Annotated in this window: 21 protein-coding genes; 5 read left to right on the plus strand and 16 right to left on the minus strand. The window is 68.7% G+C overall.

Annotation, left to right across the window (positions count from 1 at the left end; genetic code table 11):
* Positions 1-5: 5 nt before the first annotated feature.
* The 4 genes from imuA to AC57B5_RS08920 all read right to left on the minus strand — a co-directional run bounded on the left by imuA (position 6) and on the right by AC57B5_RS08920 (position 3,796).
* Positions 6-890, minus strand: coding sequence for a translesion DNA synthesis-associated protein ImuA (imuA, locus tag AC57B5_RS08905; RefSeq protein WP_496399306.1), 885 nt, complete (start codon positions 888-890; stop codon positions 6-8).
* 90 nt (positions 891-980) lie between these two features.
* A complete protein-coding gene (locus tag AC57B5_RS08910; protein ID WP_013802012.1) occupies positions 981-2,345 on the minus strand; it encodes an HD-GYP domain-containing protein in 1,365 nt (454 codons plus the stop codon).
* A 102-nt stretch (positions 2,346-2,447) separates the two neighbouring features.
* On the minus strand, positions 2,448-3,086 hold the full coding sequence (locus tag AC57B5_RS08915; RefSeq protein ID WP_496399307.1) for a 3-oxoacid CoA-transferase subunit B: 639 nt from the start codon (positions 3,084-3,086) through the stop codon (positions 2,448-2,450).
* Between the two features lie 2 nt (positions 3,087-3,088).
* Positions 3,089-3,796 carry a CoA transferase subunit A gene (locus AC57B5_RS08920; RefSeq protein WP_013802011.1) on the minus strand — a complete coding sequence of 236 codons (708 nt, stop codon included), beginning with the start codon at positions 3,794-3,796 and terminating at the stop codon, positions 3,089-3,091.
* Between the two features lie 73 nt (positions 3,797-3,869).
* Between AC57B5_RS08920 and AC57B5_RS08925 the strand changes: the two genes are divergently transcribed.
* Positions 3,870-4,412, plus strand: coding sequence for a PAS and helix-turn-helix domain-containing protein (locus AC57B5_RS08925; RefSeq protein ID WP_012206070.1), 543 nt, complete (start codon positions 3,870-3,872; stop codon positions 4,410-4,412).
* Positions 4,413-4,676: 264 nt separating this feature from the next.
* Complete coding sequence (locus tag AC57B5_RS08930) at positions 4,677-6,128, plus strand: catalase (protein ID WP_013802010.1); 1,452 nt, start codon at positions 4,677-4,679, stop codon at positions 6,126-6,128.
* 66 nt (positions 6,129-6,194) lie between these two features.
* Here the strand turns inward: AC57B5_RS08930 and AC57B5_RS08935 are convergent, their stop codons facing one another.
* Positions 6,195-6,635 carry a nuclear transport factor 2 family protein gene (locus tag AC57B5_RS08935; protein ID WP_013802009.1) on the minus strand — a complete coding sequence of 147 codons (441 nt, stop codon included), beginning with the start codon at positions 6,633-6,635 and terminating at the stop codon, positions 6,195-6,197.
* Between the two features lie 47 nt (positions 6,636-6,682).
* Entirely contained in the window at positions 6,683-8,704 is a 2,022-nt protein-coding gene (locus AC57B5_RS08940; protein WP_496399308.1) for a 2,4-dienoyl-CoA reductase FMN-binding domain-containing protein, read from the minus strand.
* A gap of 160 nt (positions 8,705-8,864) precedes the next feature.
* On the opposite strand from AC57B5_RS08940, the gene AC57B5_RS08945 reads away from it, so the two are divergent.
* Positions 8,865-9,404 (plus strand): PadR family transcriptional regulator, encoded by a 540-nt coding sequence (locus AC57B5_RS08945; protein ID WP_016446262.1) that lies wholly within the window; start codon positions 8,865-8,867, stop codon positions 9,402-9,404.
* Between the two features lie 48 nt (positions 9,405-9,452).
* Here the strand turns inward: AC57B5_RS08945 and AC57B5_RS08950 are convergent, their stop codons facing one another.
* The 9 genes from AC57B5_RS08950 to AC57B5_RS08990 all read right to left on the minus strand — a co-directional run bounded on the left by AC57B5_RS08950 (position 9,453) and on the right by AC57B5_RS08990 (position 18,076).
* The gene (locus AC57B5_RS08950; protein WP_496399309.1) at positions 9,453-10,376 is read right to left on the minus strand and encodes an SMP-30/gluconolactonase/LRE family protein; all 924 of its coding nucleotides are present in this window, start codon (positions 10,374-10,376) and stop codon (positions 9,453-9,455) included.
* Between the two features lie 22 nt (positions 10,377-10,398).
* A complete protein-coding gene (locus tag AC57B5_RS08955) occupies positions 10,399-11,316 on the minus strand; it encodes an amidohydrolase family protein (protein ID WP_496399310.1) in 918 nt (305 codons plus the stop codon).
* A gap of 4 nt (positions 11,317-11,320) precedes the next feature.
* Positions 11,321-12,277, minus strand: a complete 957-nt coding sequence (locus AC57B5_RS08960) for a tripartite tricarboxylate transporter substrate binding protein (protein WP_099733413.1) — start codon at positions 12,275-12,277, stop codon at positions 11,321-11,323.
* Between the two features lie 39 nt (positions 12,278-12,316).
* Positions 12,317-13,321, minus strand: coding sequence for a Bug family tripartite tricarboxylate transporter substrate binding protein (locus tag AC57B5_RS08965; protein WP_496399311.1), 1,005 nt, complete (start codon positions 13,319-13,321; stop codon positions 12,317-12,319).
* Between the two features lie 70 nt (positions 13,322-13,391).
* Positions 13,392-14,324, minus strand: coding sequence for an NAD(P)-dependent oxidoreductase (locus AC57B5_RS08970; protein WP_496399312.1), 933 nt, complete (start codon positions 14,322-14,324; stop codon positions 13,392-13,394).
* Positions 14,321-15,007, minus strand: a complete 687-nt coding sequence (locus AC57B5_RS08975) for an RraA family protein (protein ID WP_047216950.1) — start codon at positions 15,005-15,007, stop codon at positions 14,321-14,323. Before AC57B5_RS08975 ends, AC57B5_RS08970 begins: the two co-directional genes overlap by 4 nt.
* 48 nt (positions 15,008-15,055) lie before the next feature.
* The gene (locus AC57B5_RS08980; protein ID WP_279212784.1) at positions 15,056-16,054 is read right to left on the minus strand and encodes a Bug family tripartite tricarboxylate transporter substrate binding protein; all 999 of its coding nucleotides are present in this window, start codon (positions 16,052-16,054) and stop codon (positions 15,056-15,058) included.
* Complete coding sequence (locus AC57B5_RS08985) at positions 16,051-16,986, minus strand: amidohydrolase family protein (protein ID WP_496399313.1); 936 nt, start codon at positions 16,984-16,986, stop codon at positions 16,051-16,053. Before AC57B5_RS08985 ends, AC57B5_RS08980 begins: the two co-directional genes overlap by 4 nt.
* A gap of 88 nt (positions 16,987-17,074) precedes the next feature.
* On the minus strand, positions 17,075-18,076 hold the full coding sequence (locus tag AC57B5_RS08990) for a Bug family tripartite tricarboxylate transporter substrate binding protein (protein ID WP_496399314.1): 1,002 nt from the start codon (positions 18,074-18,076) through the stop codon (positions 17,075-17,077).
* 127 nt (positions 18,077-18,203) lie between these two features.
* Between AC57B5_RS08990 and AC57B5_RS08995 the strand changes: the two genes are divergently transcribed.
* Positions 18,204-18,992 (plus strand): IclR family transcriptional regulator, encoded by a 789-nt coding sequence (locus AC57B5_RS08995; RefSeq protein WP_065346651.1) that lies wholly within the window; start codon positions 18,204-18,206, stop codon positions 18,990-18,992.
* Positions 18,993-19,032: 40 nt separating this feature from the next.
* On the opposite strand, the gene AC57B5_RS09000 is transcribed toward AC57B5_RS08995, so the two are convergent.
* A complete protein-coding gene (locus AC57B5_RS09000) occupies positions 19,033-20,586 on the minus strand; it encodes a YdgA family protein (protein ID WP_496399315.1) in 1,554 nt (517 codons plus the stop codon).
* A 15-nt stretch (positions 20,587-20,601) separates the two neighbouring features.
* Between AC57B5_RS09000 and AC57B5_RS09005 the strand changes: the two genes are divergently transcribed.
* Positions 20,602-20,973, plus strand: coding sequence for a hypothetical protein (locus AC57B5_RS09005; protein ID WP_496399316.1), 372 nt, complete (start codon positions 20,602-20,604; stop codon positions 20,971-20,973).
* Positions 20,974-20,975 lie beyond the last annotated feature (2 nt).

Raw genomic sequence — 20,975 nt, forward strand, 5'->3', positions numbered from 1 at the left:
GCATCTCACCCCAGGGTGTGCGCTGCCGCCTGCAGGGCGGGCGCCTCGGCGGGCAGCAGTTGCCCGTGTCCATGAAGCCAGCGCTGCGCCTCGTCCGCCTGCCGGGTGCGCCGCTGGGCCTGGGCCTGCAGCACGTCCTGCCAGGCCCAGTGGTGCAGCGGCAGCTTCAAGGGATGCTCCAGCGCAGGCCCCCGGCGCTTGAGCAACTGCACGCGCAGGCAGGCTGGCGTGCCGCCTTCGCCCGGCTCCCCCAACTCTGTCTCCACGCGCAGCCGCAGCGGCGCGGGCGAGGCCACCGTCTGCAGGGCGGCCGAGGCCTCGCGCCACAGCCACAGAATGCGCCCCTGCGCAGCGGCCGCCCATTGCAGCCGGCGCAGCGTGGCCATGGGCAGACCGGCTGGCAGCCAGGCCAGCACGGCCAGCACGTCGCGGCAGCGCAGTGCCTGCTCACAGACCCAGGCCAGCCCTGCCCCATCGCCTGCCGGGTGGGCGCCGGGGTGGGCGCCGGGGTAGGTGTCGGCCTCCACGCAGCACAGCCGGTGCGCCGCCACGCCCGCCGCTTCCAGTCCCGGTGCAAAAGGCCTGCAAGGCGGCGCCACCAGCACCACCTGGCCCGCGCTGCGCTGCATCAGGGCCGCCAGGCCCGGCAGCAGCAGCGGCCATTCGGCATGGCCATGGGCGGGTTGCAGCAGCTCGACCATGGCCCCCAGCGGCCAGCCCCCGCCCGGCAATTGCGCATCCAGCAGCGCATGGCCCGAAGGCTGGACCCGCTGCTGCAGCGCCTGCTGCCAGCCATCGCCACGCCACACGCCCTGCAACTGAGGCAGCACACGCGCCGCACCCGCCATGGGGGCGGGCTGCGCAGGTTGGGAGGCGTGGGGCGTGGTCATGGGGAAAATCTCAAATACTGTATGAATATACAGCACTCTTGATTTCCAAGAGATCCACGGATGTAAAAAAGCCGGGCAAGCCCGGCTGTCTCAGTGCGCTGGCGCTCTCGCTGCGCCGCCCGCTGGGGGTGTGGCGTCGATCTGCATGCAGGCTTCGCACCATTGCGCGACCGCTGTGTCCACGGCGTGGGTGCGGGCATTGATGGCGGGCCAGCGGCGCAGGCAGGCGTTGACGATGGCCTGCAGTTGCCACAGCGCCTCGCGGCTGAGCAGGGCCAGCTCGCTCATGCCCTGCACATCGTCCTTGAGGTAGGCCAGCAGGTCGGTTTGCTGGCTGGGATGCAGGCCGGCCTCGGCCAGCTGCTTTTGCAGGCCGCCGATGCTGGAGTCGATGTAGACGGCCGCCTGGTGGTCGGGCATGGCCTGCCAGCGCTCGGGAAAGGCCTGGCTGAACGTGTCCCACATCTGGAAGGCGGCAGACAGCGCTGCCACGCTGTGCGTGACCTCGGCCTGCAGCGGCGGCAGCGGCGTGCCCGGCGAGATCTCGTCGTAGAGCAGCGGCAGCAGGATGCCGACCAGATCGGCCGGATAGCGGCGGTGGTTCATGCGCAGCATCAGCGACAGGCGCTGGCCGGGCAGGTCCTGGAATTTGTCGAAGAAGGCCGAGACCACTTCGGCCAGCAACAGGATACGGCCCATTTTGGAGATGGCTTCGCCATGCACGCCGCGCGGATAGCCCGTGCCGTCCATGCGCTCGTGGTGCTCGAGCACGGCCATTTCCACGTCCTGCGAATACGCGCCCGCGCCCCGCATGATGAGCATGCCCGTGACCGAGTGCGCCACCAGGTGCTTGCGCTCGGCGCCCGTGAGCCGGTAGTTGGGGTCGGTCCAGGCCGGGTCCATGTAGAGCATGCCCACGTCGTGCAGCAGGGCCGCCGTGGCCAGCGGGCCGCATTCACGCTCGCTCCATTCGCTTTGCAGCGCCAGGTAGATGGCCACCAGCATCATCTGCAGGCTGTGGGCGAACAGCTCGGGCCGCTGCTCGCGCATGACCGTGAGCTTGAAGGCGATCTGCGGCGGCAGCACCATCAGGCGCAGCGGCGCCAGCAGCCGGTCCGTGCCGCCCAGCGACTGCACCAGGCGGCGCATCAGGTCCACGGTTTCGCACTGCACCATGGCCTGGGCCTCGATGGCCAGCACGTCCACGCGGTTGTCCACGCCCAGGTGCTTGTCGATGGGGTCGCGCAGCTTGTGCTTGACCAGGCGCTCGTACATGTTGCCGTCGATGCGCGCACCCTTGTCCACGAGCTTGACGCCCTTGTCGTTGAAGATGGGCTCGCCGGTGACCACGTTGCAATGCTCGGCCATGTCGGTGACGGCGCGCAGGAAATGCACGCCCTCGTCCTTCCATCCCTGCGCTGTCGGTGGATTGCGCACGGCCGCGACATCCGTCATAGAGGCTCCCATTGGCTCGAAATCTGAAATATAAGCAAAAGAGCCCGCGCAAGGCGGGCTCTCGTTGCGCAGGCCTGCCAAGGCAGGCCGTGCACGGCAACATCAGCGAATCAGCGTCACGCCGGTCTTGGACTGGATGTCCTCGAAGCTCACTTCGGGGGCCAGTTCCACGAGCTTCAAGCCCTGCGGCGTCACGTCCATCACTCCCAGGTCGGTGATGATACGGTCCACCACGCCCACGCCGGTCAAAGGCAGGGTGCAGGCGGGAAGAATTTTGAGGTCGATCGTGCCGTCCTTCTTCTTTGCCACATGTTCCATGAGCACGATGACGCGCTTGACGCCCGCCACCAGGTCCATGGCGCCGCCCATGCCCTTGACCATCTTGCCGGGAATCATCCAGTTGGCCAGGTCGCCCTTCTCGGACACCTGCATGGCGCCCAGGATGGACAGGTTGATCTTGCCGCCGCGGATCATGGCGAACGACTGGTCGCTGCCGAAGATGGACGAGCCGGCAATCGTCGTCACGGTCTGCTTGCCTGCGTTGATCAGGTCGGCGTCCACGGCATCCTCGGTCGGGAAGGGGCCGATGCCCAGCATGCCGTTCTCGGACTGCAGCCACACTTCCTTGTCACCCGTGTGGTTGGCCACCAGGGTGGGAATGCCGATGCCCAGGTTGACGTAGAAGCCGTCTTCGAGTTCTTGGGCCGCGCGGGCGGCCATCTGGTCTTGGGTCCACGGCATGGTCAGGCTCCTTGTTTTTCTGTGATGGTGCGCTTTTCGATGCGCTTTTCGGGATTCGGGTTGTGCACGATGCGGTGCACGTAGATGCCGGGCAGGTGGATGTCGTCCGGTGCGATCTCGCCGACCTCGACCACCTCTTCCACTTCCACGATGCAGACCTTGCCGGCCGTGGCGGCGGCAGGGTTGAAGTTGCGCGCCGTCAGGCGGAACTGCAGGTTGCCGCTCTTGTCGGCACGGTGGGCCTTGACCAGGGAGACATCGGGCACGAGCGAGCGCTCCATCACATAGGTCTCGCCGTCGAATTCGCGCAGCTCCTTGCCCTCGGCCACCATGGTGCCCACGCCGGTCTTGGTGAAGAAGGCGGGAATGCCGGCGCCGCCTGCACGCAGCTTCTCGGCCAGCGTGCCCTGGGGCGTGAATTCCAGCTCCAGCTCGCCGGCCAGGTACTGGCGCTCGAACTCCTTGTTCTCGCCCACATACGACGAGATCATCTTCTTGATCTGGCGCGTCTCCAGCAGCTTGCCGAGGCCAAAGCCGTCCACGCCCGCGTTGTTGGAAATCACCGTCAGGCCCTTGGCGCCGCTATCACGCAGCGCGTCGATCAGGGCCTCGGGAATGCCGCACAGGCCGAAGCCGCCTACAGCCAGCAATTGCCCGTCGGCCACGACGCCCTGGAGCGCCTGCTCCGCGGAGGGGTAGAGCTTTTTCACACATGTCTCCTTCAGATTGGATGCGCTACGATACTACGTACTTGCATAGGTAGTTTTTCGTAAAGATTTGCCCATGGATATAGATTACCGGCTGGCGTTCGAAGCCGCCCCCGTCGGCCTCGTGATCTCGCGCAATCGCACCATGATCGACTGCAACCGCCAGGTCTGCGAGATGTTCGAGGCCTCGCGCGAGGTGCTGATCGGCCAGACCTTCCAGATCCTCTACCCCAGCGCCGACGAGTACGAGCGGCTGGGCGCGCGCATCGCGCCCATTCTCAACGCCCGGGGGTTCTACTCGGACAACCGCATCATGAAGCGCGCCAACGGCGAAACGTTCTGGTGCCATGTCACGGGCCGCACGCTGGACCGCAGCGACCCGCATGCCTCGGGCATCTGGAGCTTCGAGGACCTCAGCGCCCACCGTCCCGTCAAGGCCGAGCTCACGGGGCGCGAGCGCGAGGTGGCCGCCCGCCTGCTGGAGGGGCTGACCTCCAAGGAAATCGGCCGCGCCCTGGCCATCAGCCACCGCACGGTGGAGATCTACCGCGCACGGCTGATGCGCAAGTACGGCGCCTCCACTGCCGCCGATCTGGTCCACAAGCTGGTCTCTGGCTGACAGGGCGACGGCCTACACGGGCCGTATCCGCCCACGCAACACAATGCCTTGGCAAAAAGCATGCCCGGCATGGCGCATGCGGGAGGCGGTGAAATTTTTTGGCTATGGCGCAGTTGAGATTTGCCAATCGCCAAAGCCTTGCCGCATCCATAGAACGAAACAACAATAAAAGCAATTCGATAGCACGCAGCTATTGATTTTCCAAGCGCCGCGCTGCCTGCGTGCAAGCCGGCGCCGCTACCACCCCTCGATCAAGGAGAGACCATGACCCACAAGCTCACCACCGCCGCAGGCGCCCCGGTTGCCAACAACCAGGACTCGCTCACGGCCGGCCCGCGTGGCCCGATGCTGCTGCAGGACCTGTGGCATCTGGAAAAAATGGCCCACTTCAACCGCGAAGTGATTCCCGAGCGCCGCATGCACGCCAAGGGCTCGGGCGCCTTCGGCACCTTCACCGTGACGGGTGACATCACGCGCTACACCCGCGCCAAGGTGTTCTCCGACATCGGCAAGCAGACCGAAGTGTTCGCGCGCTTTTCCACCGTGGCTGGCGAACGCGGCGCGGCCGACGCAGAGCGCGATATCCGCGGCTTTGCCGTCAAGCTCTATACCGAGGAAGGCAACTGGGACCTGGTGGGCAACAACACGCCGGTGTTCTTCTTCCGCGACCCGCTCAAGTTCCCCGACCTGAACAAGGCCGTCAAGCGCGATCCCTACACCAACCTGCGCTCGCCCGAGAACAACTGGGACTTCTGGACCGGCCTGCCCGAGGCGCTGCACCAGATCACCATCGTCATGAGCGACCGGGGCATTCCGCGCGGCTACCGCCACATGCACGGCTTCGGCTCGCACACCTACAGCTTCATCAACGCCAGCAACGAGCGCCACTGGGTCAAGTTCCACTGGGTCTGCCAGCAGGGCATCGAGAACTTCGGCGATGCCGAGGCCGCCGCCGTGGTCGCCTCCGACCGTGAAAGCAGCCAGCGCGACCTGCTCGAAGCCATCGAGCGCGGCGAGTTCCCGCGCTGGAAGCTGTGCGTGCAGATCATGCCCGAGCATGAAGCCGAGACCTACCGCTTCCACCCCTTCGACCTGACCAAGGTCTGGAGCAAGAAGGACTACCCGCTGATCGAAGTGGGCGTGATGGAGCTCAACCGCAACCCGCGCAACTACCACGCCGATGTGGAGCAGGCCTCGTTCACGCCGGCCAACCTGGTGCCGGGCATCGGCCCCTCGCCCGACCGCATGCTGCAGTCGCGCCTGTTCTCGTATGGCGATGCCGCGCGCTACCGCCTGGGTGTGAACCACCACCAGATCCCCGTGAACGCGCCGCGCTGCCCCTACCACGCCTACCACCGCGACGGCGCCATGCGCGTGGACGGCAACTACGGCGGCACCATCGCCTACGAGCCCAACACCAAGGGCGAGTGGCAGGAGCAGCCCGCCTTCGCCGAGCCGCCGCTGGCCCTGCACGGCGCGGCCGACCGCTGGAACTACCGCGAGGACGATGCCGACTACTTCACCCAGCCTGGCGACCTGTTCCGCCTGCTCACGCCCGATGCGCAGCAGCGCCTGTTCGAGAACACGGCGCGCAACATCGCCGGTGTGTCCGAGCACATCGTGCAAAAGCACATAGCGCACTGCACCCAGGCCGACCCCGCCTACGGCAAGGGCGTGGCCGATGCCATCGCCCGCCAGAAGGCCGGCACGCTCTGACCGGCTGACGCCCACGGCAAAACGCCCCCGAAACTTCGGGGGCGTTTTTCATGGCGCGCCCTGCCCTCAGGCCACGGCCTTGAAGGCGGGAAGCTTGTCGCCCAGCCGCTTGCCCATCTCCGTGCCCAGGGCCTGCAGGCCGCTCATGGGGCGCACCATGACCTCGAATTCCCGGATCAGCCCCTGCTCGTCGAAGCGGATGAAGTCGATGCCCTTGAGGTTCTTGCCGCCCACGCTGGCGCTGAACTCCAGCACCACGTCCAGGCCGTCATCGCTGGCCATCTGGCGGTGGTAGGTGAAGTTCTCGAACACCTGAACCACGGTGGACAGCGCCAGCAGCAGCGCGGGAGCCGAGGCATAGGGCGTGTTCGCCATGGGCGAGCGGAACACTGCATCGGGATGGACGATGGTGTGCAGCTCGCCCAGGTCGCTGGCGGCAACCATGCGATGCCATAGCTCCAGGGAGCGGGCGACTGCGGGATGGGCGTTCTTCGGGGGCTGGGACATGCTTGTCTCCTGGTGGTTGAGGTGGAAAACGGAATCGGGCGGCGCCCTCAAAGGCTGGCCGCCAGCGTGGTGCCTTGCAGAATGGCGCGCTTGGCGTCGAGTTCGGCCGCCACGTCGGCGCCGCCGATCAGGTGCACGCTGCAGCCCGCCGCGCTCAGGGCCGCATGCAGCTCGCGCTGCGGCTCCTGGCCCGCGCAGAGCACGACGTTGTCCACCTCCAGCAGTTGCGGCTGGCCGTCCACGGTGATGTGCAGGCCGGCGTCGTCGATGCGCTCATAGGCCACGCCCGAGCCCATGGCCACACTGCGTGCCTTCAGCGAGGTGCGGTGTATCCAGCCCGTGGTCTTGCCCAGTTGGTCGCCCACCTTGGTGGATTTGCGCTGCAGCAGGTGCACGCGGCGCGGCGAGGGCTCGGCCTGCGGCTGCGCCAGGCCGCCGGCCCGGGCGTAGTCCGTGTCTATGCCCCACTCCGCATAGAACTTGCCGGGCGCCACGGCGCCGCTGTCGCCGGCGTGGGTCAGGTACTCGGCCACATCGAAACCTATGCCGCCCGCGCCGATGATGGCCACGCGCTCGCCCACGGGCCTGTCGCCCTGCAGCACGTCCAGGTAGCCGAGCACCTTGGGATGGTCCACGCCGTCGATGGCGGGAACGCGCGGCCGTATGCCCGTGGCCAGCACGATCTCGTCATAGCCGCCCTCGATGAGCTGGGCCGCATCCACGCGGTGGCCCAGGCGAAGGTCCACGCCGCCCAGCTCCAGCTGGCGGCGGAAGTAGCGCAGCGTCTCGTGGAACTCCTCCTTGCCGGGCACCTTCTTGGCAATGTTGAACTGCCCGCCGATCTCGCTGGCCGCATCGAACAGCGTCACCGCATGGCCGCGCTGCGCGGCGGTGACGGCAAAGCTCAGGCCCGCCGGGCCGGCGCCCACCACGGCGATGCGCTTGGCGGCGGGCGCGGGCGCAATCACCAGCTCGGTCTCATGGCAGGCGCGCGGGTTGACCAGGCAGGAGGTGATCTTGCCGCCAAAGGTATGGTCCAGGCAGGCCTGGTTGCAGGCAATGCAGGTGTTGATCTCGTCGGCACGGCCCTGGCGCGCCTTGCGCACGAAGTCGCCATCGGCCAGCAGCGGCCGTGCCATGGAGACCATGTCGGCATAGCCCTCGGCCAGCAGGCGCTCGGCCACTTCGGGCGTGTTGATGCGGTTGGAGGTGATCAGCGGGATGCCCACCTGCCCCATCACGCGCTGCGTGACCCAGGCATAGGCGGCGCGCGGCACCTTGGTGGCGATGGTGGGGATGCGCGCCTCGTGCCAGCCTATGCCCGTGTTCAGCAGCGTGGCGCCCGCGGCCTCGATGGCCTGGGCCAGCGCGATCACTTCCTCCAGCGTGGAGCCGCCTTCCACCAGGTCCAGCATGGACAGGCGGTAGATGATGATGAAGTCCGGCCCCACACGCTGGCGCGTGCGCCGCACGATCTCCACCGCAAAGCGCATGCGGCCCGCGTAGCTGCCGCCCCATTCGTCATCGCGGTGGTTGGTGCGCGCCGCAATGAACTCGTTGATCAGATAGCCCTCGGAGCCCATGATCTCCACGCCGTCGTAGCCCGCATGGCGGGCCAGGGCTGCGCAGCGCACGAAGTCCTCGATGGTCTGCTCCACCTCGTCGCCCGTCAGCGCATGCGGCACGAAGGGGTTGATGGGCGCCTGCAGCGCGCTGGGCGCCACCAGCCCGGGCTGGTAGGCATAGCGGCCGAAGTGCAGGATCTGCATGGCGATCTTGCCGCCCTCGGCATGGACGGCCTGCGTGACGATGCGGTGCTGGTCCGCCTCGTGCTCATTGACCATCATGGCGCCGCCCTTCATGGGCCGGCCGCACTCATTGGGGGCGATGCCGCCCGTGACGATCAAGCCCACCTCGCCGCGCGCCCGCTCGGCGTAGAAGGCGGCCATGCGTTCGAAGCCATTGGGCGCCTCTTCCAGGCCCACGTGCATGGAGCCCATGAGCACGCGGTTTCTGAGCGTGGTGAAGCCCAGGTCCAGTTCGGCATTCAGGTGGGGGTAGTGGGTCATGCCTGTCTCGCTTTTTTATGCAACTGATTGCATGAATGTAGTCAGCCTCCTTTATTTATGCAACTGGTTGCGCAAAAAATTGCAGAAATGACTGCAGCGCTTGGCCACACCTCCATGCAGGCCCGTAAGATGGCGCCCAGCGCCAGTCCCTTTGTTGCCGATGTCCCTGCCACACGCCCTTCTCACTGCCCTGGTCGAGCACCCCTGCTCGGGCTCGGAACTTGCCGAGCGCTTCGACCGCTCCATCGGCTATTTCTGGAATGCCACGCACCAGCAGATCTACCGCGAACTCGCCCGGCTGGAAGAGGCGCAATGGATCGAGGCCCTGCCCGCCGAATCCGGCCGGGGCCGCAAGCGCCAGTACCGCATCCTGCCCACGGGCCGCAAGGAGCTCAAGCGCTGGGTGGCCGAGCAGGAAGACCCCAAGCCGCTGCGCGAGGAATGGATGGTCCGCCTGCGTGCCGAGGCGGTGGTGGGCCCCTGCGGACTGCAGGACGAAGTGCAGCGGCTGCTGGCACTGCACCAGGCGCAGTTGGACGTCTACCAGCGGCTGGAGCAGCGCGACTTCCTGGACAAGCCGCCCACGCGCGAGCGGCGGCTGCAGCACCTGGTGCTCAAGGCCGGCATACAGCAGGAGCAGCTGTGGATAGGCCTGCTGCAGGAAGCCCGGGAGATCCTGGACATGCCGGCCAGGCCCTGAGAAGCGGTTGCGACGACTGAGACGGTTGAGACGGTCGCGACGGCCGCCTCAGCCCTTGTTCAAGCCGTGCAGCGCCAGCCCCGGCGCTTCCAGCCTGGCACGCAGAATGCGCCCGTGCGTGGAGTCCGTCACATACAGCGTGCGGCGGTCCACGCCCCCAAAGGCCAGGTTGGTGAGCGAGCTTCCCGGCACGCCACGCAGCACCTGCACGGGCTCGGCACGGTGGTTGAGCACCCACACCAGGCCCAGGCCCGGGTTGGCCACCAGCAGCCGGCCCTGGTCATCCACGGCCAAGCCGTCGGGGCCGCTGGGGCCGTAGGAGGTGAAGAACTGCCCCACCTTGGCCACGCTGCCATCGGGCAGCAGGGGCACGCGCCAGACGCAGTTGCCGCGCGTCACGGCCAGGTACAGCACGCGGCCATCGGGCGACAGCGCCACGCCGTTGGGGCTGGGCACGTTGGCCAGCAGCAGGTCCAGCCGGCCGTCCGGCCGCAGGCGGTACAGGCGGCCGCTGGGGTCGTGCAGGCCGCTCTGGCCCTGGTCGGTGAAGTAGAGGTTGCCCTCGGCATCGAAGACCAGGTCGTTCACGCCCTTGAAGCGCTCGCTGTTGCGCCGCTGCAGATAGGGGCTGACGCGCCCCGTGGCCACCTCCAGGCACATCAGGCCGTTCTTGTAGTCGGTGATCAGCAGCGTGCGCTCGTCAAGGAACTTCATGCCGTTGGGCTCGCCGTCGTACTCGGCCACCAACGTCCAGGCGCCTTGCGGATCGATGCGGAAGACGCGGCCCCAGGGAATGTCGGCCACGTACAGATGGCCGGCCGCGTCGAACACCGGCCCTTCGAGGAAGGAATCGGTGACGGCGCCGCTGCGGTTGGCATCGGCCCAGTCGCTGCGCTCGGGGCGGCGCAGGGCGTCGGGCATGGTGGTGAACGATTCGAGTTCGCAGACCTGGGGGGTTTGCAGCAGGAACATGGTGTCTGTCTTTCTTGGAGTGTCAGGCCGCGCCGTCGAAGCCATACAGCCTTGCGGGGTTGTCCACCAGGATGCGGTCCATGGCCTCGTCCGTGCCCGCCCAGGCCTGCAGCAGGTCCACCAGGTCGGCGTCATTGACGGAGCCCGGCGCCTCGGTGGTGTGCGGCCAATCGCTGCCCCAGACCAGGCGCTCGGGCGCGGCGCGCACCAGGTCGCGGCCCAGCGGCAGCGTGTCGGCATAGGAAGGGCCGCCCACCGATGAACGCATATAGGCGCCGGAGAGCTTGACCCAGGTGTTGCCGCCGTCGAGCAGCCGGCGCAGCGCAGCATGGGCCGCGCCCTCCACGCCAGCCACGCCCTCCATGCCCTCCATGCCCTCGGCCGGGTCGATGCGGCCCAGGTGGTCCACGACCAGGGGCACGGGCAGCGCGCCCAGCACGGGCGCCAGCGCCACCAGCTGTTCGGGCTGCACAAAGACCTGCACATGCCAGCCCAGCCGTGCGACCCGGTGCGCCAGCGTGACCAGCATGTGGGCCGTGGTCTCGCCCCAGGACTGCGGCGAGACAAAGTTCACGCGCAGCCCGCAGACGCGGTGCGCGGCCAGCCGGTCCAGCTCGGCATCGGCCACGTCGTGGGCGACCACGGCCACGCCGCGCGCCACATCGCCCAGGCGCTCCAGCGCATCGAGCGTGCAGGCGTTGTCCGTGCCATAGGTCGAGGGCGTGACCACCACGGCGCGCGAAGTGCCCAGGCGCTGCTGCAGTTGACGGTACATGGCCACGTCGGCATGCGGCGGCGTGCGCGGCCAGTGCGGCGACGGTGCAAAGCGCGCATCGAAGATGTGCATGTGGCTGTCGCAGGCCAGCGGCGGCAGCGTGCGCGCAGGCCGGCTCGTGCCGGCCGAATGCGCAACGGCGATGGTCGATGCGTTCATGCCCATGCGCTCAGTCCAGCACGATGGCGCCCTTGCGCACCACCTCGCCCCACTTGGCGTCTTCCTTCTGGAGGAAGGCCGCGAACTCGGCCGGCGTCGTTCCCATGGGCTGTGCGCCCAGGTCGCTCAGGCGCTGGCGCACCTCGGCTTCCTGCAGCACCTCGGACAGCGCCTGGTGCAGGCGCGCGGCCACGGGCTCGGGCGTGCCCGTGGGCAGGAAGATCCCGTTCCACTCATAGGCCTCGTAGCCGGGAATCACGGTCTCGGACACGGTGGGCACATCGGGCAGGCGGGCCGAGCGCTGGGGCGCGGCCACGGCCAGGGCGCGCAGCTTGCCACCCGTGACCAGCGGATAGGTGGCCGCCATGGTGCCGAACATGAAGTCCACCTGCCCGCCCATCACATCGGCAATGGCCGGCCCGCCGCTCTTGTAGGGCACATGGACCATGTCCAGATCCAGCCGCTGGCGGAACAGCTCGGCCGCCAGGCGCTGCACCGTGCCGCTGCCGCCCGAGGCAAAGTTGATCTTGCCCGGCTGCGCCTTGGCCCTGGCCGCCAGGTCGGCCACGCTGCGCACGGGCGAGTCGGCCTTGACCACGACCACATTGGGCATGAGCAGCACCAGCGACAGCGGCTGCAGCGCGCTGCGCGCATAGGGCAGCTTGGCAAACAGATGCGGGTTGATGGAAAACGGCGTGGCGTCGTAGAGCACCGTGTACCCGTCGGCGCGCGCCTTGGCCACCTGGCTGGCGCCAATCGTGCCGCTGGCCCCGGGCCGGTTGTCCACGATGATGCTGGTACCCAGCCGCGCGCCCATGCGCGTGGCCAGCAGGCGCGCGGCCGCGTCGGCGCCGCCGCCGGGCGCATAGGGCACGACCAGGGTGATGGGACGCTCGGGAAAGGCGGCCTGGGCCACGGCGGCGGCCAGGGCGCAGGCCGCGATCAGGGTTCCGGCAAGGAATTTCATGGCTTGTCTCCAGATTTTTTCGAGGGGGCGGCGGCCGAATCAATCCGCCTTCAGGTTCAGTTCGCGGGCGATCTGCGCATAGGACGCCACTTCGCCTGCCACGCGCTGCGCGAAGGCGCTGCTGCAGCTCGACTCGGCATCCATGCCCAGGCCGTGCAGCTTGTCCGCGGCCGATGCACTCTTGGCAAACTCCACGGCCACGCGCTCCAGCGCCTGGGCCACGCTGTCGGGAATGCCGGCCGGCGCGAGCACGCCATACCAGACATCGGCCGAGTAGTCGCCGCCCCCCGCTTCTGCAAAGGTCGGCACCTGGGGCAGCAGGGACGCGCGTCTGGGCGAGGCCACGGCCAGCGCCGTGAGCTTGCCGCTGCGCACCTGGGGCAGCACCGAGCCCAGCGTGGCGAAGGAGCTGTCGAGCTGGCCGCCCATGAGATCCGTGACCACGGGCGCCGCGCCCTTGTAGGGCACGTGGTTGAGCTTCAGGCCCTTGGCCCGCGCAAACATCTCGGTGGCGAAATGGCCCGAACTGCCCATGCCCGCCGTGCCGGCCGTGACGCTGCCGGGCCGGCTGCGCGCCTGGTCCATGTACTCCTGCAGGCTGCGCGCCGGCATGCCCGGCCCCACGACCAGCACCGTGGGGCTGCTGGCCACCGTGCACAGCGGCCGGAACGAGCGCACCACGTCGAACTTCACGCGGCCCTGGTACAGCGCCGGGATCATGCTGTGGTTGGTGGCGCCGAACAGCAGGGTGTAGCCATCGGCCGGCGCACCAGCCACGGCCTGCGCGGCCACGATGGTGTTGGCCCCGGGCTTGTTGTCCACCACGAAGGGCTGGCCCAGCGCCTTGCCCGCATGGTCGGCAAAGGCGCGTGCCACCACGTCGGTGGGGCCGCCCGCCGCAAAGCCCACGACCAGCCGCACGGGCTTGGCCGGATAGTCCTTCTGCGCCAGCGCGGGCTGGGCGCCCAGCGCGGCCAGCCCCACGGCGGCCAGCAGGCTGCCGCGCAAGGCCAGGCGGCGGACCTCTTGGAAATTCCTCGACATCGCTTGTCTCCTCAAATCACATGCATGCACATGCATGGGCCAAGGGCGCGCACGGCGCCCCTGCCCTGGCTCAGGCGCCGGCCGCCGCAGGCACGCGGGCCAGCACCTCCAGCACATTGCGGGCCGCGCCCACGCCCATGTTCACGTAGGCATCGCCGGTCACGCCGCCGATATGGGGGCTGAGCACGAAGTTCCTTTCGCCCTGGAACGGGTGGCCGGCCACCATGGGCTCCACCGCAAAGCTGTCCAGCCCTGCGGCCAAGACCTGGCCCGAGCGCACGGCGGCCAGCAGCGCGGCCTCGTCGATCAGGCCGCCGCGTGCGGTGTTGACCACGATCACGCCGCGCTTGCAGGCCGCCAGCGTGGAGGCGCCGAGCATGCCCCGGTTTTCCTCGGTCAGCGGGCAGTGCAGCGAAATCGCGTCGGACTCGCGCCAGATGGTCTCCAGGTCCACGGGCTGCACGTAGGCGGGCAGGTTCTTTGCGAAGGGATCGAAGCCGATCACGCGCATGCCCAGCGCATCGGCCATGCGCGCAAAGCGCAGCCCGATGGCGCCCAGCCCCACCAGGCCCACGGTGCGCCCGCCCAGCTCCAGGCTCTTGTGCGTGGCCTTGTCCCAGTGGCCTGCGTGCATGCGGGCATCCAGCGCCACCACCGACTTGGCGCAGGCCAGCAGCAGGGCCAGTGCCTGCTCGGCCACGGCCGCCGCGTTGGCGCCGGCCGCAGCCACCACGGCAATGCCGCGTTCGGCGGCGGCCGCCTTGTCGATGGTGTCCGTGCCGCTGCCGTGCTTGGAGATCACGCGCAGCGAGGGCGCCGCATCCATCACGGCCGCGCCCACCTTGCCGTAGCGCACGATGATGGCCACGGGATCATGGGCGCGGCACAGCGCGACCAGGTCCTCTTCGGTGGGCGTCTTGCCCGCATAGACGATGTCGTGCTGCGCCAGCAGCTCCAGCGCCTGTTGCGCCAGATCGGCGCCGGTGACGATGATGGTGCTCACAGCGATTCCCCTTCCTTGAGCACGCCGGCCGCGCGCAAGGCGGCGGGCAGCCATTTCGATGCGGTGTCGCCGCGCGCAATGGCCTCGATGCGGGCGGCTTCGTCCGCCACCTTCTTCACGGCCAGCTCCAGCATGGCGGGGGCCTTGGCGCGCTCGATGACGACCACGCCATCGGCATCGCCCACCACCAGGTCGCCCGGGTGAACCGTCGTGCCACCAGCGGAGATGGCGTGGTTGATGCGGCCCGGCACGAACTTGGTCGGGCCTGCGGGATTGAAGCCTGCGCTGAACACGGGGAAGTCCAGCTCCAGCAGCTCCAGCCGGTCGCGGATGGCGCCGTCCACGATGACGCCGGCCAGGCCCAGCTTCTTGCAGGCGCTGAGCATCAGCGTGCCCATGAGCGCGGCCGTCTGGTCGCCCTTGCCGTCGATGACCAGCACGTCGCCGGGCCGGGCCAGCGCGATGGCGGCGTGGATCATGAGGTTGTCGCCGGGGCGCACCTCGACGGTGAAGGCCGGGCCGGCCACCTTCATGCCCTGGTGCACGGGCGCCACGCGCGCATGCATGGTGCCGCGGCGGCCCGCCACGTCGGCCAGGATGGCGGCCTGAAAGCCTGCTGCGCGTTGCACGACTTGGGCGTCCACGCGCTCTATGTCACGGATGATTTCTGGGAGTTGGCTCATGATGGTCCAGTGAGATGAGGTGAAGGAAAACAGGAAGAAGCAAGCGCGTCAGTCGGCCTTGATGCCGGCCTCGCGGATGAGTTGGGCCCACTTGGCGGAGTCGGATTTCTGCAGCTCGCCCAATTGCCGCGGCGTGCCGCCGACCAGGGCCACGCCCAGCCGCTCGGCCAGTGCCACGACGGCCGGGTCCTTGAGCGCCTGGCCGATCTCCTGGTTCAGCCGCTGCACGATGGCGGCCGGCGTCCTGGCCGGCGCAAAGACGGCCTGCCACTGCTCGACCACGAAGTCGCCGATGCCGGCTTCGGCCATGGTGGGCACGTCAGGCAGGGCCTTCAGGCGCGCCGCCGAGGTCACGGCCAGCGCACGCAGCTTGCCGCCCTGCACATGGGGCAGCGCCGCGGCCACGGGGGCGAACATGAACTGCACCTGGCCCGCCAGCGTGTCCTGCAGCGCGGGCGTGTCGCCCTTGTAGGGCGCATGGATGAAGCGCACGCCGCCCTTTCTTTGCAGCAGCTCGCCCTGCATCTGCAAGATGGTTCCGCTGCCGCCCGAGGCAAAGGCCAGCCGGCCCGGCTGCGCCTTGGCGGCGGCCAGCAGATCGGCCACCGACTGGAAGGGCTGGGCCGCGCCCACCACCAGCAAATGGGGGATGGTGCCTATGGTGATGACCGGCTCGAAGCCCGCAATCGGGTCATAGGGCAGCTTGCCCATGAGGTGGGGCGCGATCGCCTGCGGGCCGATGGAGGTGCCCAGCAGCGTGTGGCCGTCAGGTGCCGCCTTGGCCACATAGGCCGCGCCGATGGTGCCCGTGGCGCCCGCGCGGTTGTCCACGATCACGGTGCTGCCCAGGGCCTTGCCCAGTTGCAGTGCCACCTGGCGGCCCAGCACGTCGGTGCTGCCGCCGGGCGGGTAAGGCACGACCCAGGTGATGAGCTTGCCTGCCGGCCATGCGGGCTGCGCGTGGACGGCGGGGCTGCACAGCGGCCCCAGCAGGGCGGCGCCGCCTGCGGCCAGCAGGGCGCGGCGCGCGGGATGGAAGGTGTTCATGGTTTGTCTCCTGCTTGTGTGCAAAGCGATGTCGGCGCTGCCGTCTCGAAGCCGTACAGCGCCCGGGGGTTGTCCACCAGCACGCGCTGCAGCGTGGCGGCACCGCCGGCATGGGAGGTCCAGTCGGCCAGGCGGTCGATCTGGCGGGCGTCATCGGGCAGGGGCTGCATGCCTGCCAAGGCGCTGACATGCGGCCAGTCGCTGCCCCAGAGCACGCGCTCGGGCGCGCAGCGCAGAAAGCTGGCGGCCAGGGCATCCAGCGCCGGGTCTTCGACCGACTGCAGCGCGCTGACGATGTAGCCGCCGGACAACTTGACCCAGGCCCTGCCGCCCTCCAGCAGCTCCAGCAGCAGCGCATGGCCCGCATGGCGCCCCGCCTGCACCGGGGCGATGCGGCCGAAGTGGTCGAACACCAGCGGCACCGGCAATTGCCGCAGCACGCCGGCCAGGGACGCCAGCAGGTCCGGCGCCATCAGCAGCTGCAGGTGCCAGCCCAGCGGCGCGATGCGGCGGGCCAGCGGCACCAGCAGCTCGGCCGTGCCCGTCACGCCCAGCGACAGGTTCAGCCGCACGCCGCGCACGCCCAGGCCGTGCAGGCGCTGCAGCTGGTCATCGCTTTCACTGCCATCGATCACAGCCACGCCTCGCGCCTGCGGGCCGAGGGCGGCCAGCCCATCCAACATGCAGCGGTTGTCGCTGCCGTAGGTGGACGGCGTGACCAGCACGCAGCGCGAGGTGCCCAGGCGCCGCTGCAGCGCGCGGTAGTCGCCGGCCGAGGCGTCGGGCGGCAGCAGCCGCGCGCCCGGGGTTGCCGGGTAGCGGCCGTCATAGACATGCACATGGCAGTCGCAGGCATCCGGGGGCAGCGTGGCACGGGGCCGGGCGCTGCCCTGCGAGAAACGGACGGGCACGGCAAGGCTGTCGCAGTCCATGGCGAGATCTCGATGGAGGAAAGGAAAGGAAAGGAAGGGAGGTGGGAGCGAGAAGGAAGCGAAAGGGCTGGCGCCCCTGCCCCCGGGCTCAGTCCAGGCTGGCGCCCGAGTCCTTGACGATGCGTGCCCAGCGCGGCACCTCGGCGCGCAGCAGCGCGGCGAACTTCTCGGACGAGCCGCCCAGCACCTCGCCGCCTTCGGAGCGCAGCTTCTCGGCCACCTCGGGCACAAGCAGCGCGTCGTTGATGGCCTTGTTCAACTGCTGCACGATGGCCTGCGGCGTGCCCGCCGGCGCCAGCACCCCGAACCAGGTGACGGCCTCGAAGTCCTGGTAGCCGGACTCGGCCAGCGTGGGCGTCTGCGGCAGCTGGGCGGAGCGCTTGAGCGAGGTGACCATCACCGCGCGCAGCTTGCCGTTGCGCACCTGGCCCAGCAGCGTGGGCACGGCGGACATGTAGAAATCGATCTGCCCGCCCACCAGGTCGGTCATGGCCTGGGCTGCGCCCTTGTAGGGCACATGGCGCAGCTTGATGCCGGCCGCGTTCTCGGCCAGTTCGCCGGCCAGGTGCGCCACCGTGCCGTTGCCCGAGTAGCCCAGCGTGAGGCCGTCGGGCTTGGCCTTGGCGGCCTTGACCAGGTCGTCAAAGGTCTTGTAGGGCGAGTTGGCGGGCGCGGCCATGACGATGGGCGCCGAGGACACCAGCGCCACGGGCACCAGGTCCTTCAGTGGGTCATAGGGCAGCTTGGCGTACAGCGAGGGGTTGATGGCCAGGTTGCTGGTCTGGCCCATGACCAGGGTATGGCCGTCCGGCGCGGCCTTGGCCACGGCATCCACGCCCAGGTTGCCGCCGGCGCCAGGCCGGTTGTCCACCACCACGGTCCACTTGTTGTGGTCCGCCAGCCGCTGGGCCACGGTGCGCGCGATCATGTCCGTGCCGCCACCGGGCGGGAACGGCACCACCAGGCGGATGGGCTTGCGGGGATAGGTGTCCTGGGCCTGGGCAGCGCCCATGGGCACGATGGCGGCAACGCCCACCAGGGCGGCAAGAAGGCGTGCGTTGAGGCAACGCGAAAGCGAGGGAATCGGCATGGCGGTTTGTCTCCGTTTGTTGTGTCCAACGCCCGCATGGCTGCGGTGCGTGGGACGAACTTTATGAAAACGTTTCAACCCATACAATGCCGTTTCATACAGCGCAACCAATTGCACGCCTTGCACCATGAACAAGCCCCCCAGCACCCCTTCCCCGGCGCAGCCATCCGATGACAAGGCCAGCCCGGCCAAGGACGGCGGCGTCATCGCCGTCACGCGTGCCTTGCAGCTGCTTGGCGCCTTCGCCCTCGGGGAGTCGCACCTGTCCCTGGCGGAACTGAGCCGGCGCTGCGCGCTGCACAAGACCACGGTGCTGCGGCTGGCGCGCACGCTGGCGCAGTCGGGCTTCATGGTGCAAAGGGACGATGGGGACTGGCGCCTGGGCCCGGCGGCAGGCTGGCTGGGTGCGCGCTACCAGGCGGGCTTTGATGTGCAGAACGTGCTGGAGCCCGCGCTGCGCGCGCTCACGCAGGCCAGCGGCGAGAGCGCGGCCTTCTATGTGCGCGAAGGCAATGTGCGCACCTGCCTCGTGCGCGTGGAAGGGCCGCAGGCCCTGCGCCACCATGCGCGCATGGGCGAGGGGCTGCCGCTGGACCAGGGCTCGCCGGGGCGCGTGATCCTGGCGTTTTCAGGCGAGCCGGGGCCGGTGTACGAGCAGATCCGCCAGCGCGGCTACCACTGGTCCATCGGCGAGCGCGAACAGGGCGTGGCCACGGTGTCGGCGCCGGTGTTCGGCATGCACTGGCGGCTGATGGGGTCGGTGTGCATCTCGGGGCCGGCATCGCGCCTGCCCGAGTCCCGGCTGGAAGCCATGGCGCAGACCGTGGTGGCGGCGGCCAACCAGCTGTCCTATGCGCTGGCGGGCAGCGCCAGCACACAGGCCCCTGTGGTGCGCGCCAGCCAGTGGCACCCCTGAGAACCCCTTCCGGGGCGACGCCCGGAAGGTGGATGGCCGCTTACTGCAGCGCGCCCATCGGCAGGGCGATGGGCTTGCCGTTGAGCGTGACCTGGCCGGCCTGCATCTTGAGCGCGCTGACCAGCTTGTCGCCTTCCAGGCGGGCATAGCCCGTGGCCTGGGCCATGCCCAGCATGCCTTCCACATCCTCGGCCGAGACATCGGGCTTGCCCGATGCCTTGATCAGCGGCTCCAGCCAGGCCTTGGGCAGGCTGGCATTGGCCTGCAGTGCCGAGGTCTTGAGCAGCGCCGGCATCCAGCCGGCCTGGGCGACCTGCTCCTGCGTGGGCGCGCTTTGCACTTCGGCGCCGTACTCCAGGTGGCCGGTCTGGCCCTGGTAGGTGGCCTGCAGCTTCATGGAGTAGGCCGGCAGGGCCGCCACCAGGCGCGGGGCGTTCTGCATCAGCACGCCCATGCCCTGCTCTTCCAGCGATTCCAGCGCCTTGGCCAGGCCCTCCTTGCGGTAGCCCTCGACCATGACGCGCTGGAAGCCGCGCAGCGCCTCGATGTCCAGGCGCTGGATCTTTTCCTCGTAGCCCACGGACTCGAAATCGATGGGGCCGATGCGGCCCGTGCCCTTGACCTGGGTGGTCATGCCCAGCGTGCTCTTATCGGACTCGATGACCGAGCTGCCGTCCACGTTCTTGAGGTCCAGCAGCGTCTTGGCCTCGCCGCCTTCGGCGGGCGTGCTGCTCATGCCGAAGCGGGCGATGCGCACGCTGGCCTTGCCGGGGCCCAGGCCCCACAGGCCGTCGATGACCTTGTTCTCGAAGCTGCTCTCCAGGCCCGTGAGCATGATGCTGGTGCGCTCCACCGGCACTGCGGCCGGCTCGGTGGGGAGGGCCTCGTCGTTGTCGGATTCCTCCTCCTCGCCCTCTTCCTCTTCCACGCCCATGGACTTGTCGCGGCTGGGCAGGCCCAGCAGGGCCACCTCGGGCCAGCGCCAGGTGCCCTTGACGCTGCCACCGCCCAGGGCCGTGTCCAGCACCATTTCCTGCCAGCGCATGGTGACTTCCTGGTCGCCCAGCTCGCCGGCGGGCAGCAGCAGGCGCACATCCTGGCCGCCCGTGAAGTGGTGCACGCTGGTCAGCGTGGGGGCTGCGGCCTTGGCCAGCATCTGAGTGCTCTTTTCGTCCAGGCCGTCGAGCGCAAAGCGCGTCTCGGAAACCGCTGCCGCCAGTCGGCCACCGGCCAGCGGGCCGTGGCGCACCGTGGTGTCCACCACCAGGCGCACGGGCTTGGACGCAGCGACCGGCTCTGCTGCGGCGGGCGCTTCAGCTGTGTCGGCTGCTTTTGCCGCGTCAGCCGTTTCAGCCGCTTCGGCGGCCTGAGCTTCCGCCGCAGGCCACTGCAGCACCAGCTTGGCCTGGGAGGAGAGGAATCCCTTGTGGTACTCGTCGGTCACGACGACTTTCTCGCCCAGCACCTTGCGCAATTCGGCCACGGCCTCCTTGTAGCCAGCCTCGGCCCGCTGGCCGGTATACCAGGTGGTTCCTCCATAGCCCACGACGGCCAATGCCACGGCAGCGGCCACTACGGTTTTCTTGTTGCTCATTGTGAATATCCCGTGATGAATAAGACCCTCCCCCTCGGGCGGGCCGCGCGACTGTATCAGTTCGGCGTTTCACCACAGATCGGCAATGGGCTGCGCATTGACGCAGCCATGCCTCCTGTCGCAGGCACGCATGGACGCAGGCCCTTGCCCAGGGCTTGCCGGGCCTTGCCTGCAGCGGTTTTCAAGATCTGCGCCCCCGGCATTGCCCGCGCAAGACAGGCACCCGGATTTTTCAATTGCTTACCATTGCCGCACATGATTCGCATGCCAATTGAATTCGGAGGAAAACGCTATGGCGTCATGCATATGGCGTCACGGATATGGCGTGAATGCACCTTTCCCGTCTTTGCCGGCTTGCCCGAATGCCGTACCGAGTACCTCCAATGACG

The organism is Delftia sp. BGA-UO-ETr-SB1, from assembly GCF_059567865.1.